Source organism: Streptomyces ardesiacus (assembly GCF_003112575.1).
GTDB classification, from domain to species: Bacteria; Actinomycetota; Actinomycetes; order Streptomycetales; family Streptomycetaceae; genus Streptomyces; species Streptomyces ardesiacus.
This window is the reverse complement of the sequence record NZ_BEWC01000008.1, coordinates 446,825-460,501: the sequence shown is the minus strand read 5'-3', so window position 1 is coordinate 460,501 and position 13,677 is coordinate 446,825. Positions and strand designations below refer to the sequence as shown.

The window sequence follows — 13,677 nt, the reverse complement described above, 5'->3', positions numbered from 1 at the left end:
ATCACGTTCGGGGCACGTACACGGATCCGTACTCATCTGATCGGCCGGGGGCCCACTTGATCGATCAGCGAGGGGGTCGGGTTAGCATATGAGCGCCGCCTAGCTCGAAAGATAAGAGACGTGACTGTCAACGACGACTCGTTCACCAACTGGAAGCACCGCGAAGAGACCGCGGAATCGATGATCCCGATGATCGGGAAGCTGCACCGGGAGCAGGACGTCACGATCCTGCTGCACAGCCGTTCCCTGGTGAACAAGTCGGTGGTCAGCATCCTCAAGACCCACCGCTTCGCCCGCCAGATCGCGGGTGCGGAGCTGTCGGTCACCGAGACGATGCCCTTCCTGCGGGCGCTCACCACGCTCGACCTCGGGCCCTCGCAGATCGACATCGGCATGCTCGCCGCGACCTGGAAGAGCGACGACCGCGGTCTGTCGGTCGAGGAGTTCACGGCCGAGGCCGTCGCCGGGGCCACCGGCGCCAACAAGATCGACCGGCGTGAGGGGCGTGACGTCGTCCTCTACGGCTTCGGCCGCATCGGACGGCTCGTCGCCCGGCTGCTCATCGAGAAGGCCGGCTCCGGCAACGGGCTCCGGCTGCGCGCCATCGTCGTCCGCGGCGGCGGGGAACGGGCCGCCGAAGACATCGTCAAGCGCGCCTCGCTGCTGCGCCGCGACTCCGTGCACGGCCAGTTCCAGGGCACGATCACCGTCGACGAGGAGAACAGCACGATCCTCGCCAACGGCAACGCCGTCAAGGTCATCTACGCGGACGACCCGACGCAGGTCGACTACACGGCGTACGGCATCAAGGACGCCATCCTCATCGACAACACCGGCAAGTGGCGCGACCGCGAGGGCCTGTCGAAGCACCTGCGTCCGGGCATCGACAAGGTCGTGCTGACCGCGCCGGGCAAGGGCGACGTCCCGAACATCGTCCACGGCGTCAACCACGACACCGTCAAGCCGGACGAGCGGATCCTGTCCTGCGCCTCCTGCACCACCAACGCGATCGTCCCGCCGCTCAAGGCGATGGAGGACGAGTACGGCGTGCTGCGAGGTCACGTGGAGACGGTGCACTCCTTCACCAACGACCAGAACCTGCTGGACAACTACCACAAGTCGGAACGCCGCGGCCGCAGCGCGCCGTTGAACATGGTCATCACGGAGACGGGCGCCGCCTCCGCCGTCGCCAAGGCGCTGCCCGACCTCAAGGCGCGGATCACAGGCAGTTCGATCCGGGTGCCGGTGCCGGACGTGTCGATCGCGATCCTCAACCTGCAACTGGCCCGTGAGGCGAGCCGCGAGGAGGTCCTGGACCACCTGCGCGAGGTGTCGCTGACCTCGCCGCTCAAGCGTCAGATCGACTTCATCAGCGCCCCCGACGCCGTCTCCAGCGACTTCATCGGCTCCCGCCACGCCTCGATCGTGGACGCCGGCGCGCTGAAGGTCGAGGGCGACAACGCGATCCTCTACCTCTGGTACGACAACGAGTTCGGCTACTCCTGCCAGGTCGTCCGCGTCGTCCAGCACGTCTCCGGGGTGGAGTACCCGACGTACCCGGCTCCGGCGGTCTGAGCCGGTCCCCTTCGGGGGACGAGCGGCCCGAGGGGCGGTGGGGCCGCAGTTCCCACCGCCCCTCGCGCGTGCCGGGTCAGGCCAGGGCGTCGGCGAAGAGCCGAGTCAGCGCCGTCGGCGCCGTGATGGCGGTGCCCACGACGACGCTGTGCGCGCCCGCGGCCAGGGCCCGGGCCGCCTGCTCGGGCGTCGCGATGCGGCCTTCGGCGATCACCGGCGTGTCGAGCACGCCGGCGAGGTCGGTCACGAGTGCCAGGTCGGGTGCGTCCTGCACCGGGGAGCCCGGCACGTAGCCGGACAGCGTGGTCCCCACGAAGTCCGCTCCCTGGCCGGCGGCGGCGCGGCCCTCACTCGGCGTCGACACGTCGGCCATGACCTGCGCGCCCGCCGCGTGGACGGCCTCGACCAGCTCGGCGAAGGTGCTGCCGTCGGGTCGCGGACGGGCGGTGGCGTCGGCGGCGACGACCGCGGCCCCGGCCTCCACCAGGGCGAGGGCGTGGCGCACGGTCGGGGTGATGAAGACGCCGCTGTCGCCGTCCTTCCACAGCCCGATCACCGGGAGGCCGACGGCCGCGACGGTGGCCGCGACGACCTCCGGGCCGTTGACGCGCACGGCCGCCGCGCCGCCGGACCGCGCCGCCAGGGTCATGCGGACCAGGGTGTCGGTGTGGCGCATGGGGTCGCCGGGAGGTGCCTGGCAGGACACGATGAGGCGGCCCTTGAGCTGATCGGCCAGGGAGGGGGACGGGGACGCGGTCGGGGGCGGTGTCATGACGGTGCTCCGGTGGGGGCGGGCTGGTGCAGGGGCAGGGTGCGGGGCAGCGCGGCCGCCCCGAGGACCGCGGCGTCCGCGCCGCCCCGCGGCGGGCGCGGACGCAGGCCGCGCAGCGGGGCCATGAGTTCGGCGGCGAACGCCGCGCGGAGGGCGTCCCAGTACAGGGCGCCGATGCGGGGCACGCCGCCGGCGACGACGACGCGGTGCGGGCCGAGCGCGTTGGCGAGGCCGCCCAGCACCCGGCCCGTCGCGCGGGCGCCGAGCGTAATGGCCGCGGTGGCGTGCGGGTCGCCCCCGGCCGCGCGCCGGGCGACGGTCTGCAGGCGGTCGGCCGGCTGCCCGCCGAGGCGTGCGCAGTGGGCGGTGATGGCGGGGCCCGCCGCGACGGCCTCCAGGTGACCGGTGGCTCCGCAGGTGCAGGGCAGCCCGTCGGCCTCCGGGCTGGGCAGGTGCCCGAGGTGCCCGGCGATGCCGGCGGCGCCGTGCAGCATGCGTCCCGCCGCGGCGACGGCACCGCCGACTCCGGTGCCGACGGCGGCGTAGAGGAGGCCGGTGTCGTCGTCCGGGCCGTCCAGTTCCGTCGCGGCGGCTGCCCGTACGTCGTTGTCGCAGGCCACCGGGAGCCCGGTGCGGGTGGCGAGGCCGGTCCCCAGGGCGGTGCCGGTCCAGCCGCGGATCGTGTCGGTGGCACTGGTGACGGTCCCGGTGACCGGGTCGATCACGCCGGCCGCGGCGACGCCGATCGCGGTGGTGCCCGGGCCCCGTACCGCGCGGGCGGCTGCCGCCAGGGCGTCCAGCACCGCCTCGGCGCCCTCCGTCGCCGGGGTGGGCCGGGTGTGCCGGGCCAGGACGGTGCCGTCGGAGCCGACCAGGGCGGCGGCGATCTTGGTGCCGCCCAGGTCGAGGCCGATGACCGGTGCGTCCGGGTGCGGTGCGGTCATCGGACCGGCAGCAGCCCGGCGCCGCGCAGGTGCCGCTCGACGTGGGCGACGGACTCCTCGCCGAGCTGGATCTGCGGGGCGGCGGTGGTGCCGTGGGTGAAGACGCCGAGCAGTCGCAGGGCGTGCTTGAAGGCGCCGATGGCCGAGGAGTTGCGGCCCATCTCGCTCTCCGGGCCCGCGTCGACCAGGCCGAACAGCTCGACCAGGCGCTCCTGTTCCTTGACGGCGCGCTCCAGGTCGCCGCCGCGCACGGCGTCGTAGAGGCGGACGTAACCGGCCGGGTCCACGTTGCCGAGGCCCGGTACCACGCCGTCGGCGCCGGCCAGCAGGGCGGCGTCCACGGTCAGTTCGGAGCCGGTGAGGATGCTGAAGGAGGGGGCGGCTCCGCCGGCCCGGCCGTGGCGTCCGCCGAGTTCGACGATGAGGCGGCGCAGACCTCCCTCGTCACCGCTGCTGTCCTTGAGACCGGCCAGCGTGCCGTCCTCGGCCAGTTCGCGCACCAGGGCGGTGGAGAGCTTGCTGTGCACGGAGACGGGGAGGTCGTAGGCGTACAGGGGCAGGCCGGCGGCGGAGCGGATCGCGCGGAAGTGGGCGGCGATCTCGCGCGGGTGGGTGCGGGCGTAGAAGGGGGCGGTGGCCACGAGGGCGTCGGCGCCGGCCTTGCGGGCGGCCTCGGCGTGGACGAGCACCCGGGGGGTGGTCATGTCGATGACTCCGGCGAGGACGGGGACGCGGCCCGCGACCGTCTCGACGACCGTGTCGAGGGCGACGGCTCGCTGCCGGTCGGTGAGGAAGGCGACCTCGCTGCTGGAGCCCAGGGCGAACAGCCCGTGCACTCCCCCGCCGACGAGGTGCTCGACGAGCCGGGCGAGCGAGGCGGTGTCGACTTCGCCCGACGCGTCCAGAGGAGTGCAGACGGGCGGCACGACGCCGCTCAGGGGCGGGGACGAGGACATGGTGTTTCTCCTGGGCTGTGCGAGTGGTGGTACGGGAGGGGGCGGGCCGCCGGGCGCCGGGGTGCCGGCGCCGGACGGCCCGCGGCCGGCTACGGCCGGGTGACGGTGAACGTCTTGTCGCCGTAGGAGTGCTGACGATCGCGGACCTCGTAGGCCGCGGTGGCCCGCACGTCGCCCGCGCCGGCGTTGGCGGGGACCGTGACGGGGATCTTCATGTTCGCGCCCTGACCGGGGTTGAGCGCGGGCACGGTGACCTCCGGTGCGCTCCAGCCGTCCGGCAGGTCGAGCGAGACCGTGCCGGCGGGGAGCCGTACGTCGTTCTGGCTGACGACGCGGACCGTGACCGTGGTGGTCTGCCCGGCGGGCAGGGAGGCGGGCGAGGTGACGGTGACCGGCGCGCAGACTCCGCCGAGCCACTGGAGGTCGAAGGAGGAGTACGTGATGTGGTCGACGTTGCCCCGCTCCCACAGCAGGCCCATGCTCGGGTTGGGTCCCGTGCCGTCGCCGAGCGGGGTGAGCGTCGAGTAGGCGGCGGCGCCGGACTCGACGGTCCTGCGCACCGGCCAGTTCTGCCCGTTGTCGCAGGAGAGGCGGACGGTGAGGTTGCTGCGGCTGCCGGTCGTCGCGGTGTTGCTGAACACCAGCCACGAGGCGCGCGGGTGCGAGGGGTCCACGTCCGGCGCGAAGCGCGTGACGGAGCCGTTGTTGGCCGGGTCCGGCAGCTCGGTGTCCTGCTGGAAGGGGGTGTAGGTGACGCCGCCGTCGGTGGAGTGGGCGACCGTGCGGTACGGCTTGGAGCGGTTGTTGAGCATGACGCGGCCGTCGGACAGCTCGACGGTCTTGTTCTCGTCGCCGCCGGGCCCGACGGGCGTGCCCGTCTTCCAGGTGGCGCCGTGGTCGTCGCTGTAGGCGCTCACCGCGTAGTTGGCGCCGTCCCTGCGCAGGGCGTACTGCTGGATCAGGCGGCCCTTGTGGGCGCCGTGCCGCAGTTGGATGCCCTCGCCGGAGGAGGCGAACATGCCGCCCCAGGAGGGGTCCTTGATGTCGGCGGTGATCCGCTCGTGCTTCCAGGTGAGGCCGTCGTCGTCGGAGTAGCTGTAGTCGGCCTGCAGGACGTCCGGGTCGCTCTCGTCGGTGCCGGTGGCCGAGCCGAAGAAGCCCTGGTTCACGGAGGCGGCGTAGAAGAGGAAGACGCGGCCGGTCTCGCGGTCGACGAGGAGGCTGGGGTCGCCGTAGCCCTTGGGGGCGGCGTCCTTGCGGACGACCTGCTGGGCCTGCCAGGTGGTGCCGCCGTCGGTGCTGCGCCTGAGGACGACCCCGATGTTGCTCGGCAGGTCGCCGAGGGTGGGGCGGGCGTCGTAGGCGGCGATCAGGGTGCCCTTGGTGGTGCGGGTCAGGGCGGGAATGCGGTAGTAGGGGGAGCCGGTGCCCGCGGTGGCGAGATCCTGGGAGCTGAGGGTGCCGGCGGCGTCCGCCGCGGGGGTGGCGCCGTGTGCGGCGGGGACGGTGCCGGCCAGTACCACCAGGGCGGCGGTTCCGGTGGCGAGAGCGACTCTTCGCTGCATGAACAGGCCTCTTCTCGGTGAGGGGTCAGGCGCGTGGGGGGTCGTGCAGGGCGGAGAGGGGGTGGGTCGCCTCGGAGCCGGGAGCGTGGAGCAGCTCCCGGACCCAGGCGAGTTGTTCGCGGCGGTGGTGACCGCCGCCGCCTTCGTGGCCGTTGAACTCGTAGACGCGCAGGTCCTTGGGACCGCCGTAGCGGTGGTAGGCCGCGAAGCTCGTCGAGGGCGGGCAGATCTCGTCCATCATCGCGATGGAGAAGAGGGAGGGTGCGGTGGCGCGCGCGGCCAGCAGGGCGGCGTCGACGTAGGAGAGGGTGGTGAAGACGGTCTCGCCGCGGTCGCGGTGCAGCCGCAGGTACTCGGCGATCTCGGTGTAGGGCGGCCGGGCCGCGATCGTCGCGCCGCGCCGGATGTCGCAGAGGAAGGGGACGTCGGGCATGACGCCGGCCAGGCCCGGCACGAGGCCGGCCACCGCGAGGGCGATGCCCCCGCCCTGGCTGATGCCGGTGACGACGACCTTGTCCGGGTCCACGGCCGGGTGCGCGCGGGCCGCCTCGACGAAGCGCACGGCGTCGGTGAACACCCTCCGGTAGTAGTGGTCGTGGGGGCGTTCGACGCCGCGGGTGAGGAAGCCGGGGACGGTGCCGTTCAGGGCGGCGGTGTCCGGGGTGTCGCCGCCCGCGGTGGACCAGCCCTGGCCGCGGGTGTCCATGACGAAGTGCGCGTGACCGGCGTTGGCCCAGAGCACCTGCTCGTGCGCCAGACCGCGGCCACGGCCGTAGCCGAGGAACTCCACCACGCAGCCGAGCGGACCGCTCGTGCGGGCGGGCAGGTGCAGCCAGCCGCGGACGGGCTCGCCGGCGAAGCCGGGCACCGTGACGTCGTGGGTCACGACCTCGGTCAGTCCGGTGTCCACCGGCGTGAAGGCGGGTGCGCCGCCGGCGTCCCGGGCCTCGCCGAGGGTCTGCTCCCAGAAGGCGTCGAGGTCGGCGGGCTCGTCGAGGTCGGGCCGCAGTGCCAGGCACTGGGCGAGGGTGAGGTCCGTCAGTGGCATGGAGGGGCCCCGGTGGGTGAGGCGTGCGCGCGGCGCAGCGCGGGGGAACGGGAGGGACCGGCGGGCCGGGCCCGGGCCGGAGAGCGGTTGCTTCTCGATCAGCAGACGTCTGATGTCTGCTGATCGAGGACACTAGAGATCCCGGGGACGACCGTCAAGTGCCCTCCCCCGGGCCGCGCGCCGGGCCCACCGGCCCCGGACGCGGGAGAGGCGCCCCCGGGCGGGGACGCCTCCGTCGTGCGCGGGAGCCGGTCAGCGCCGGGCGCGGGCCTCCTCGATCCGCAGGCGCACCGGCGCGTAGTGCTCGGTGAGGGCCGCCGCGAACTCGGCCGGGTCGCGGTCGCGCACGGCGTCCACGATGCGCTGGTGGTTGGCGATGGTGGCCGCCTCGTGCGCGCGCGTGAACACGTCGAGGTGCGGCGCGACGATGACGTAGACGTCCCAGAAGGCCGTGGAGAGCTGGCCGATGAGGTCGTTGCCGAGCGGGGCGAGGAGCAGGGTGTGGAAGGCGCGGTCCGCCTCGACGAACCCGTGCCCCTCCCCCGCGCCGGCCCTGCGCATCTCGTCGACGTGGGCGGCGAGGCGGTCGATCTGTTCCTCCTCCAGGCAGGAGACGAGCCGTTCGGCCATGCCCCGCTCGAACAGCTCGCGGACCTCGATGAGGTCGCTCATCACCTGGAAGTCGTCGTCCGGGCTCAGCAGGCCGCGGAAGGTCAGGCTCTCCACCAGGGCGGACAGGCTCAGCCTGCCGACGTAGGTGCCGTGCCCGTGCCGCACCTCGACGATGTCGAGCGCGGTGAGGATCCTGATCGCCTCCCGCACGCTGGAACGGCTCGCGCCGAGCGCCTCGCACAGGGCGGGTTCGGTGGGCAGTGGATCCCCCGGGCGCAGGTCGTTGCGCAGGATGTAGGCCTTGATGCCGTCGACGACCTCCTGGCGCAACGGTTGTCGTACCGTCCTGGGCTCCGGTTCTCTGCCCCGGACCGCCCTTTGCCCCACCGCCACCTCTTGACCCCTCTCACTTGCCCGGCTACGTTCCCACGTTATCAAGCATCAGACATCAGACGTCTGACGCATCGTCGGTCGAGGCGCCGACCACACTCGCCTCCTCCACCTTGCTCGACTCTCATCTCCCGCCTGGAGGACTCCTTGTCCGCGCGCAGTGCAGCCGGCGTCTCCCGCCGCACCTTCATGAGATACACCAGTGCCCTTGGTGTGGCGACCGCCGTCACCACGGGCCTGACGGCCTGCGGAGGCCCGGCCTCCAGTGGAGACGGTACCGGTGGCACGGGCAGCGGCGGCGACACCATCGAGGCGGGCATCTCGTACCCGCTCTCCACCGGCTTCGACCCGATGATCACCTCGGGCGCGACCCCGTACGCGGCCAACATGCACATCTTCGAGGGGCTGGTCGACCTCGATCCGGCCACGCTCGTGGCGCGGCCGGCGCTGGCGACCGGGATGCCCGAGAAGATCAACGCGACGACCTACCGGGCCACCCTGCGCAAGGGTGCGACCTTCCACGACGGCTCGGAGGTCACCGCGGACGACGTGGTGTTCAGCTTCGAGCGGGTCCTGGACGAGGCGAACGCCTCGCTCATGGCCCAGTTCGTCCCGTTCATCGACCGGGTCACGGCCGTCGACAGGTCGACGGTGGAGTTCAAGCTGAAGTACGCCTTCGCGCTCTTCCCGTCCCGCATATCCGTGGTGCGGATCGTGCCGAAGAAGATCGCGGGCGCGGACGCCAAGTCCTTCGACGCCCGGCCCGTGGGCACCGGCCCGTACAGGTTCGTCTCGGCGGTCCGCGAGGACAAGATCGTCATGGAGGCGTACGACAAGTACAACGGGCCGCGCCCCGCCAGGGCGAAGAAGATGATCTGGCGGCTGATGTCCGACCCGTCCGCCCGGGTCAGCGCGCTCAAGTCGGGCCGCGTCCAGGCCATCGAGGACGTGCCCTACATCGACCTCAAGGGCTTCACCGGCCAGGACAAGGTGGAGTCGGTCCAGTCCTTCGGACTGCTCTTCCTGATGTTCAACTGCGCCGACAAGCGGTTCGCGGACAAGCGCGTGCGCCAGGCGCTGCACTACGCGCTGGACACCGAGAAGATCATCTCGACCGCGCTCCTGGGCAACGCCGAGGCCGCCACCGGCTACGTCCCGGCCACGCACCCGGACTACCACAAGGCCGCCACCGTCTACGCGCACGACCCGGCCAGGGCCAGGAAGCTGCTCGCCGAGGCGGGCGCGGGCAAGCTCTCCTTCACGCTGATGCTCACCGACAACGGCTGGGTCAAGGACATCGCTCCGCTGATCAAGGAGAGCTGGGCCGCCGTCGGCGTCGACGCCGAGCTGGACATCCAGCAGTCCGCCGCCCAGTACGCGGAGATCGACCAGGGCAGGTTCGAAGCGCTGGCCGCGCCGGGCGACCCGTCCGTCTTCGGCAACGACGCGGACCTGCTGCTGCGCTGGTTCTACTACGGCTTCTGGCCGGAGAACCGTTACGGCTGGAAGGGCAGCGACGCGTACAAGCAGACCAGGTCGCTGCTCGACAAGGCCGCGGCCGAGGCCGACGCGACCAAGCGCAAGGAGCTGTGGGGCCGGGTGACCGACCTGGTCGCCGACGAGGCGGCCCTGTACCCGGTGCTGCACCGCAAGCTGCCCACCGCCTGGCGGGAGGGGGCGCTGACCGGGTTCAAGCCGCTGCCCACCACCGGGCTGTCCTTCCTCGACGTCGGCCGGGGCTGACCCCGCACGCCCACGCCGTCGGGCCGCCGCGCCACCGCGGGCGGCGGCCCCCGCCCCAATCGCTAGGAACCTCACGATGGTTGCATTTCTCCGGCTCGCGCTGCGCCGCGTCGCGATGATGCCGGTGATGGTCCTCGGCATCGCGCTGCTGGTCTTCGTGGTCCTCCAGTTCTCGCCGACCGACCCCGCGTACAACGCGCTGGGCGAGTCGGCGAGCCCCGAGGCGCGAGCGGCGTTCGCCGAGGCCAACGGACTCGACGACCCCCTGCCCGTGCGCTACGTCGCCTTTCTGGGCGATCTGCTGCACGGGGACCTCGGCGTCACGATGTCGCCCAGTCAGCCCGTCACCGACCGGATCGCCACCGCGTTCCCGCTCACGCTGCAGCTGACCCTGCTCGGCCTGGCGCTGGCCGTCGTGCTGGCGCTGGTCTTCGGTGTCCTCAGCGCCGTCTACCGCGACCGCTGGCCGGACCAGGTCTTCCGGGTGCTGTCGATGGCCGGCATCGCCCTGCCCTCGTTCTGGATCGGCGTGCTGCTCATCCAGCAGTTCTCGCTGACCATGCCGCTCTTCCCGACCGGCGGCTACGTCAACCCGGCCGACTCCTTCTCCGGCTGGCTCGAGAGCATGACGCTGCCCGCGCTCTCCCTCGCCCTGCCGGTCGCCTCCTCGCTGGCCCGCCTCATCCGCACCTCGATGGTCACCGAACTCGACCGCGACTACGTGCGCACCGCCAGGGGCAGCGGCCTGCCGCCGTTCCTGATCATCCGCTCGGTGCTGCGCAACGCGCTCGTCACGCCGCTGACCGTGCTCGGCGTCAAGGTCGGCTACATGCTCAGCGGCGCCGTCGTCATCGAGGCGATCTTCGACCTGCCCGGCATGGGCAAGCTGATCCTCGAGGGCGTCAACGGGGGCGACGTCGGGCTGGTCCAGGGCACCGTGCTCACCATCGCGATCGCCTTCCTCTTGGTCAACGTCGTCGTCGACCTGCTCTACCTGCTCGTCAACCCGCGCATCAGGACGGTGTGATGTTCGCTCCACGCTCCCTCGCCGGGCGGCTCGCCCGGCCCGGCACCCGCCTGCGCCGGCTGCCCCTGCCCTCCCGGATCGCCCTCGGGATCCTCCTGGTGGTGGTGCTGGGCGCGGTGTTCGCTCCCCTGCTCACCCAGGACCCGCTCGCCACCGGCATCCCCGCCCGGGCCCCCGGCGCCGACCACTGGTTCGGCACCGACCGGGCCGGCCGCGACGTGTTCGCCCGGGTCGTGCACGGCGCCCGGTACTCCCTGGTCATCGGCCTCGGCGCGACCCTGCTCGCCCTCGTCCTGGGCTCCGCCCTGGGCGCGCTGGCGGCCACCTCGCGCAGGCTCGCCGACGAGACGGTGATGCGCACCCTCGACGTCGTCATGTCCTTCCCGCCGATCGCGCTGGCCGCCGTGCTCGTCGCGGTGTTCGGGCCCAGCGTGCCGGTCATCATCTTCACCATCGCGTTCGTCTACGCGCCCTCGCTCGCCCGCGTCGTGCGGGCCAACGTGCTGGAGCAGTACGGCGAGGACTACGTCGCCGCCGAACAGGTCGTCGGTGCCCGCCGCGGCCACATCGTGACCCGGCACGTCGCGATCAACTGCGCGGCACCGGTCCTGGTGTTCGCGACGGTCATGGTGGCCGACTCCATCATCTTCGAGGCGAGCCTGTCCTTCATCGGAGCCGGTGTGCAGGACCCCGACCCGAGCTGGGGCAGCGTGCTGGCCTACGGCCGGCAGATCCTGCTGTCCGGGGGCTGGTGGGCGACCCTCTTCCCGGGTCTGTGCGTGCTGGTCACGGTGCTCGCGCTGAACGTGCTCTCCGAGGGCATGACCGACGCCGCCGCCTCGCCGGACAGGTCCCGCACCGGCGGCACCGACACCGACGACAACGCGACCGGACTCCCGCCGACGGCCGACGAGGCGGAGGCGGACGCCGCGCTCGCCGAGCTGGCGGCCCGGCTGGACGCCATGGAGCCCGCCGTGCGGCCGGTCGCCGAGGACGCGGCCGACCTGCTCGTCGTACGGGACCTGTCCATCCGCTTCCCGGACCGCTACGGCGACACCCGCGTGGTCGACGGCATCTCCTTCACCGTCCGCGAGGGCGAGACCCTCGGTCTGGTCGGCGAGTCGGGCTGCGGCAAGTCCGTCACCAGCCTCGCGGTCATGGGCCTGCTGGCCCGCAACGCCGAGGCCGGGGGCGAGATCCTCTACCGGGGCCGCGACCTGCTGAAGCTGGCGCCGAAGGAGCGCCGGGCGCTGATGGGCCCGGAGATCGCGATGGTCTACCAGGACGCCATGTCGTCTCTGAACCCGTCCGTGCTGATCGGCACGCAGCTCAGGTGGCTCACCTCCCGCGGCGGCACCCGCACCCCCGCCGAGCTGCTCGAACTGGTCGGCCTCTCCCCCGAGCGCACCCTGCGCAGCTACCCGCACGAGCTGTCCGGCGGGCAGCGCCAGCGCGTGCTGATCGCGATGGCCCTCTCCCGCAGCCCGCGCCTGCTGATCGCCGACGAGCCGACCACCGCCCTCGACGTCACCGTGCAGGCGCAGGTCGTCGAGCTGCTGGTCCGGCTCCGCGACGAACTGGGCTTCGCGATGGTCCTCGTCTCCCACGACCTGGCCCTGGTCGGCGACCTCGCCCACCGGGTCGCGGTCATGTACGCCGGTCAGGTCGCCGAGGCCGGTGACACCCGCGCGCTGCTGACCGACCCGGCGCACCACTACAGCCGCGGACTGCTCGCCTCCGTCGTCTCGCTGGAGTCGGGTGCCGAGCGGCTGCACCAGATCCGCGGTGTCGTTCCGGCCCCGAAGGCGTTCGGCGCCGGCTGCCGGTTCGCGTCCCGCTGCGCCGCCGCCACCGACCTGTGCGCCACCACCCCGCCGCCCGCCACCGACCGCGTCGCCGGCCTCGACCACCTCTTCGCCTGCCACCACCCGGCGCCCGCGCGCGGGGCGGCGAAGCCGCTGGAGAGTGCCCGATGACCGCCACCGAGGACAGGACCATGGACCCACTCGTCCGGCTCGACCGCATCCACGTACGGCACCGGGCCCGCAGCGGCGGCATCCTGCGCCGGGACGCCGTGCACGCCCTCACCGACGCCTCCCTGGAGGTGCGACGCGGCGAGATCCTGGGCCTCGTCGGCGAGTCGGGCTGCGGCAAGTCCACGCTGGCCCGCGTGGTCACCGGACTCCAGCGCCCCACCGAGGGACACGTGTACTTCCGGGGCCGGGACCTGTGGACCATGGGCGCCGCCGAGCGCCGTACCGGATTCGGCGCCGCGGTCGGCGTGGTCTTCCAGGACGCCTCCACCGCCCTGAACCCGCGGCTGCCCGTGCGCCGGATCCTGCGGGACCCGCTGGACGTGCACCGGCGCGGTACGCGCGCCGAGCGCGAGGCCCGGGTGGAGGAACTCCTCGACCTGGTCGGGCTGCCCGCTCACACCCTGGACGCGCTGCCGGGGCAGTTGTCCGGCGGGCAGCGCCAGCGCGTGGCCATCGCGCGCGCCCTGGCGCTGGAGCCGGAGCTGATCGTGGCCGACGAGCCCACCAGCGCCCTGGACGTGTCGGTGCGCGCCCAGATCCTCAACCTCCTGGTGGACCTGCGCGCCCGGCTCGGCCTCGGCATGGTGTTCATCTCCCACGACGTGCAGACGGTGCGCCATCTCGCGGACCGCATCGCGGTGCTGTACCTGGGCCGCGTCGTCGAGGAGGGCGCGGCGGCCCGGGTCTCCGGCGCCTCCCGCCACCCGTACACCGACGCGCTGCTCTCCGCGACGCCGAGCCTGCTGGAGCGCCCCGAGCGCATCGTGCTGCACGGCCCGGTGCCCTCGGCCACCAAGCCGCCCTCCGGCTGCCCGTTCCGCACCCGCTGCTGGAAGGCGGACGACGCCTGCGCCACCGCCTTCCCGGCGGCGACGGAGGGACCCGGCGGGCATCGGTGGCACTGTGTCCACCCCCAGGAGGGCGCGGTCCCGGCGAGGAGCTGAGCGGCGGCCGGCACGTATCGGCCGGCCCGGTGCGGGGCAGGCGTGTGAGGCACGTCCCTCCCGGC

11 protein-coding genes are annotated in these 13,677 nt (G+C 72.9%); 5 read left to right on the top strand and 6 right to left on the bottom strand.

Annotated features, from left to right (window positions below):
• Positions 1 to 120: 120 nt before the first annotated feature.
• Positions 121 to 1,575 carry a glyceraldehyde-3-phosphate dehydrogenase gene (locus Sdi02f_RS27050; RefSeq protein ID WP_030398886.1) on the top strand — a complete coding sequence of 485 codons (1,455 nt, stop codon included), beginning with the start codon at positions 121 to 123 and terminating at the stop codon, positions 1,573 to 1,575.
• Positions 1,576 to 1,651: 76 nt separating this feature from the next.
• Here Sdi02f_RS27050 and Sdi02f_RS27045 read toward each other — a convergent pair whose 3' ends face one another.
• The 6 genes from Sdi02f_RS27045 to Sdi02f_RS27020 all read right to left on the bottom strand — a co-directional run bounded on the left by Sdi02f_RS27045 (position 1,652) and on the right by Sdi02f_RS27020 (position 7,865).
• The gene (locus Sdi02f_RS27045; RefSeq protein ID WP_037824165.1) at positions 1,652 to 2,347 is read right to left on the bottom strand and encodes an N-acetylmannosamine-6-phosphate 2-epimerase; all 696 of its coding nucleotides are present in this window, start codon (positions 2,345 to 2,347) and stop codon (positions 1,652 to 1,654) included.
• Positions 2,344 to 3,291 carry an ROK family protein gene (locus Sdi02f_RS27040; RefSeq protein WP_108934185.1) on the bottom strand — a complete coding sequence of 316 codons (948 nt, stop codon included), beginning with the start codon at positions 3,289 to 3,291 and terminating at the stop codon, positions 2,344 to 2,346. Before Sdi02f_RS27040 ends, Sdi02f_RS27045 begins: the two co-directional genes overlap by 4 nt.
• Complete coding sequence (locus tag Sdi02f_RS27035) at positions 3,288 to 4,247, bottom strand: dihydrodipicolinate synthase family protein (protein WP_030398883.1); 960 nt, start codon at positions 4,245 to 4,247, stop codon at positions 3,288 to 3,290. Before Sdi02f_RS27035 ends, Sdi02f_RS27040 begins: the two co-directional genes overlap by 4 nt.
• 89 nt (positions 4,248 to 4,336) lie before the next feature.
• Positions 4,337 to 5,812: an exo-alpha-sialidase gene (locus Sdi02f_RS27030; protein WP_053639832.1), complete on the bottom strand. Its 1,476-nt coding sequence runs from the start codon at positions 5,810 to 5,812 to the stop codon at positions 4,337 to 4,339.
• Positions 5,813 to 5,837: 25 nt separating this feature from the next.
• Positions 5,838 to 6,860: an acetylxylan esterase gene (locus tag Sdi02f_RS27025; protein ID WP_030398881.1), complete on the bottom strand. Its 1,023-nt coding sequence runs from the start codon at positions 6,858 to 6,860 to the stop codon at positions 5,838 to 5,840.
• Between the two features lie 252 nt (positions 6,861 to 7,112).
• Positions 7,113 to 7,865 carry a FadR/GntR family transcriptional regulator gene (locus Sdi02f_RS27020; protein WP_037798149.1) on the bottom strand — a complete coding sequence of 251 codons (753 nt, stop codon included), beginning with the start codon at positions 7,863 to 7,865 and terminating at the stop codon, positions 7,113 to 7,115.
• Positions 7,866 to 8,051: 186 nt separating this feature from the next.
• On the opposite strand from Sdi02f_RS27020, the gene Sdi02f_RS27015 reads away from it, so the two are divergent.
• The 4 genes from Sdi02f_RS27015 (at position 8,052) to Sdi02f_RS27000 (ending at position 13,612) form a co-directional block, all read left to right on the top strand.
• Positions 8,052 to 9,605, top strand: a complete 1,554-nt coding sequence (locus Sdi02f_RS27015; RefSeq protein WP_051783122.1) for an ABC transporter substrate-binding protein — start codon at positions 8,052 to 8,054, stop codon at positions 9,603 to 9,605.
• A 76-nt stretch (positions 9,606 to 9,681) separates the two neighbouring features.
• Positions 9,682 to 10,632 carry an ABC transporter permease gene (locus Sdi02f_RS27010; protein WP_108934184.1) on the top strand — a complete coding sequence of 317 codons (951 nt, stop codon included), beginning with the start codon at positions 9,682 to 9,684 and terminating at the stop codon, positions 10,630 to 10,632.
• Positions 10,632 to 12,608, top strand: coding sequence for a dipeptide/oligopeptide/nickel ABC transporter permease/ATP-binding protein (locus Sdi02f_RS27005; protein WP_031081212.1), 1,977 nt, complete (start codon positions 10,632 to 10,634; stop codon positions 12,606 to 12,608). Before Sdi02f_RS27010 ends, Sdi02f_RS27005 begins: the two co-directional genes overlap by 1 nt.
• Positions 12,605 to 13,612 carry an oligopeptide/dipeptide ABC transporter ATP-binding protein gene (locus tag Sdi02f_RS27000; RefSeq protein ID WP_108934183.1) on the top strand — a complete coding sequence of 336 codons (1,008 nt, stop codon included), beginning with the start codon at positions 12,605 to 12,607 and terminating at the stop codon, positions 13,610 to 13,612. The genes Sdi02f_RS27005 and Sdi02f_RS27000 overlap by 4 nt, the downstream gene beginning before the upstream one ends.
• Positions 13,613 to 13,677 lie beyond the last annotated feature (65 nt).

Excerpts from the sequence above, each read along its gene's own strand:
- Sdi02f_RS27015 (WP_051783122.1), top strand. The coding sequence starts at position 8,052 with ATGAGATACACCAGTGCCCTTGGTGTGGCGACCGCCGTCACCACGGGC.
- Sdi02f_RS27010 (WP_108934184.1), top strand. The coding sequence starts at position 9,682 with ATGGTTGCATTTCTCCGGCTCGCGCTGCGCCGCGTCGCGATGATGCCG.
- Sdi02f_RS27000 (WP_108934183.1), top strand. The coding sequence starts at position 12,605 with ATGACCGCCACCGAGGACAGGACCATGGACCCACTCGTCCGGCTCGAC.
- Sdi02f_RS27045 (WP_037824165.1), bottom strand. The coding sequence starts at position 2,347 with ATGACACCGCCCCCGACCGCGTCCCCGTCCCCCTCCCTGGCCGATCAG.
- Sdi02f_RS27035 (WP_030398883.1), bottom strand. The coding sequence starts at position 4,247 with ATGTCCTCGTCCCCGCCCCTGAGCGGCGTCGTGCCGCCCGTCTGCACT.
- Sdi02f_RS27040 (WP_108934185.1), bottom strand. The coding sequence starts at position 3,291 with ATGACCGCACCGCACCCGGACGCACCGGTCATCGGCCTCGACCTGGGC.
- Sdi02f_RS27005 (WP_031081212.1), top strand. The coding sequence starts at position 10,632 with ATGTTCGCTCCACGCTCCCTCGCCGGGCGGCTCGCCCGGCCCGGCACC.
- Sdi02f_RS27030 (WP_053639832.1), bottom strand. The coding sequence starts at position 5,812 with ATGCAGCGAAGAGTCGCTCTCGCCACCGGAACCGCCGCCCTGGTGGTA.
- Sdi02f_RS27025 (WP_030398881.1), bottom strand. The coding sequence starts at position 6,860 with ATGCCACTGACGGACCTCACCCTCGCCCAGTGCCTGGCACTGCGGCCC.